The sequence below is a fragment of the Metalysinibacillus jejuensis genome, assembly GCF_003057615.1.
Lineage (GTDB): Bacteria > Bacillota > Bacilli > Bacillales_A > Planococcaceae > Metalysinibacillus > Metalysinibacillus jejuensis.
On the sequence record NZ_QAFW01000114.1, the window covers coordinates 1 to 1,767 of the forward strand.

At 35.3% G+C, this 1,767-nt stretch carries 5 protein-coding genes; 4 read left to right on the forward strand and 1 reads right to left on the reverse strand.

Going from position 1 to position 1,767, the window contains the following annotated elements:
- Positions 1-432 precede the first annotated feature (432 nt).
- From DDE80_RS14245 to DDE80_RS14255, 3 genes are read left to right on the forward strand one after another with little or no spacing between them, the layout of a single operon-like run.
- Entirely contained in the window at positions 433-753 is a 321-nt protein-coding gene (locus tag DDE80_RS14245) for a hypothetical protein (protein WP_108308599.1), read from the forward strand.
- Positions 750-1,052, forward strand: coding sequence for a hypothetical protein (locus tag DDE80_RS14250; protein WP_108308601.1), 303 nt, complete (start codon positions 750-752; stop codon positions 1,050-1,052). Before DDE80_RS14245 ends, DDE80_RS14250 begins: the two co-directional genes overlap by 4 nt.
- Positions 1,052-1,390 carry a hypothetical protein gene (locus DDE80_RS14255; protein WP_108308603.1) on the forward strand — a complete coding sequence of 113 codons (339 nt, stop codon included), beginning with the start codon at positions 1,052-1,054 and terminating at the stop codon, positions 1,388-1,390. The genes DDE80_RS14250 and DDE80_RS14255 overlap by 1 nt, the downstream gene beginning before the upstream one ends.
- Before the next feature lie 34 nt (positions 1,391-1,424).
- Here the strand turns inward: DDE80_RS14255 and DDE80_RS14260 are convergent, their stop codons facing one another.
- Positions 1,425-1,565: a ribbon-helix-helix domain-containing protein gene (locus DDE80_RS14260; RefSeq protein WP_108306967.1), complete on the reverse strand. Its 141-nt coding sequence runs from the start codon at positions 1,563-1,565 to the stop codon at positions 1,425-1,427.
- A gap of 88 nt (positions 1,566-1,653) precedes the next feature.
- Here DDE80_RS14260 and DDE80_RS14265 point away from each other — a divergent pair.
- Positions 1,654-1,767: helix-turn-helix domain-containing protein (locus DDE80_RS14265; protein ID WP_153060878.1), on the forward strand; the 114-nt coding region annotated here is incomplete at its 3' end.

Below are 1,767 nucleotides of genomic sequence, written 5' to 3' on the forward strand. Positions count from 1 at the left end.
CATTTACGAGCTGTATCTTCAAAACCATATTCAACAAGAATTTCGTTGATTTCTTCCTGTGAAATAAAGTTTTGAAGTAACATGAAAATCGTGGTATTCTTAGCCATGAGAGATTCCTCCTCGTAAAAAGTTTGTGTGGTAACTTACATTTTACATGGAATCTCTCTTTTTTATTGCATTTTATTGGTAAAAATTAGTTAATCAACAGACGTGGGATTTTTATTATCTTTTCCGACAGAAGACGCCCTCTTCAATCGTGTGTAGGGAAAAGCTCACGATAAGAGGGAGATGAATGGCGATTGGCGAGAGTCAAAAAGTTTTTGTTAATTGAGTAAAATAGTGCTAAAGCTTTAGTATCAACACTAGTTATAATAAATTAGTAGATGAAGTATAATGAGGATATTATTCAGTGAGAGAGGCAGCGAAAAGAATATGCTAGCAGGGATTAAAAAAGAAGATAGTATATTTTTAGTGAATCAAAAAACATTCGAACGTTTCTTACAACTAGAGCAACAGTTGCATAATGTAGCATTAGTCATACCTTTTGAGCAATACAAATTAACAAAAGTGCAATTAGCATTAGATATATGGGCGCTATTAACGACAAACAGTACAGCTTTACTAGAGCATAGCGAAAACCGTATGATTTTTATGATCCGCGCATTTTTACTAGAGGAGCTTAAAGCAGACAGCAATTTTAAACGTTTACGTGTAGAGTGCGAAAAAAATGACCGTTTAGCTTTTTTGCTATGATTTATATGATAGCGGACATTAGCAAATATTTAGATGTATGTCGTGAAGAACATCAAGTGCTAGATACGCGCCTAAAGCAAATAAGTGAGTATCAGCATCGGGATTTAGCCTCGCTTTTTGATTCAAGTTATCAAGCGATTGAAGCTTATCCAAAAGAGTTTGTGTTAACGCAACGAAATGTTATTGATGCGCTACAGCAAGTTTATCAAGCACCTCAAGTCACTCAGCTTATTAGACAAGCGATTGTGCAAGCGCGTGAGATTTATCAAGTTATATATACAGCAGAGGAGAACGCGTGATGATCGTTACTAATCAAATTGAGCATTTACGCTTTTTATATAGCAATTCTTTATATGAAGACATTATTGATTATGCAACTGTGACGTTACAGTTAGCCTTAGAACAAACGCGCTATGAAGAAGCACTACGCTGTTATGAATATTTAGCAGGTGCTTATCATGACTTAGGACGCAACAAAGAGTTTAGTGAAATTATGGTAGATTATGAGCAGATTTGTTTAGCGTATGGTAGTCGAGAAAGCAAAATGAACTTTTATGTATGGTTAAGTTTAACGGCTTTCCGAAAGAAGTCTCCCATCCTCAAGGAATGTGAAGGTGCGAATAGCACCAATGAGTAGGTGGGAGATGAATTTCGGTTGGCTTTAGCCAAAGTTATTTTTCTAAGCCTTTTCGCAATAATTCGAGAATAGTTGCTGTTCTTGTAGACAGTCCGTTTTCTTCTTGGTATTTATCTAATTTCTCGATAATTGATTTAGGCATACGAATTTCTACACGTTCTTTATTATCTTTCAAAATTATCACCTCTCACTTGATTGTACGGTATTTCTACGATACAATCAATATATACGATATTATTCCGTACAAAGCGAGGTGAATTGATATGACTAAACAAAACAAAGCTTTCAAATTCCGTTTACTACCAAACAGAGAACAGGCAGTATTATTAGCCAAAACATTTGGTTGTGTTCGTCTTGTCTACAATAAGATGCTTGCG

Bases quoted from the DNA above. Each gene is read 5' to 3' on its own strand.
- DDE80_RS14245 (WP_108308599.1), top strand. From the start codon at position 433: ATGCTAGCAGGGATTAAAAAAGAAGATAGTATATTTTTAGTGAATCAA.
- DDE80_RS14250 (WP_108308601.1), top strand. From the start codon at position 750: ATGATTTATATGATAGCGGACATTAGCAAATATTTAGATGTATGTCGT.
- DDE80_RS14255 (WP_108308603.1), top strand. From the start codon at position 1,052: ATGATCGTTACTAATCAAATTGAGCATTTACGCTTTTTATATAGCAAT.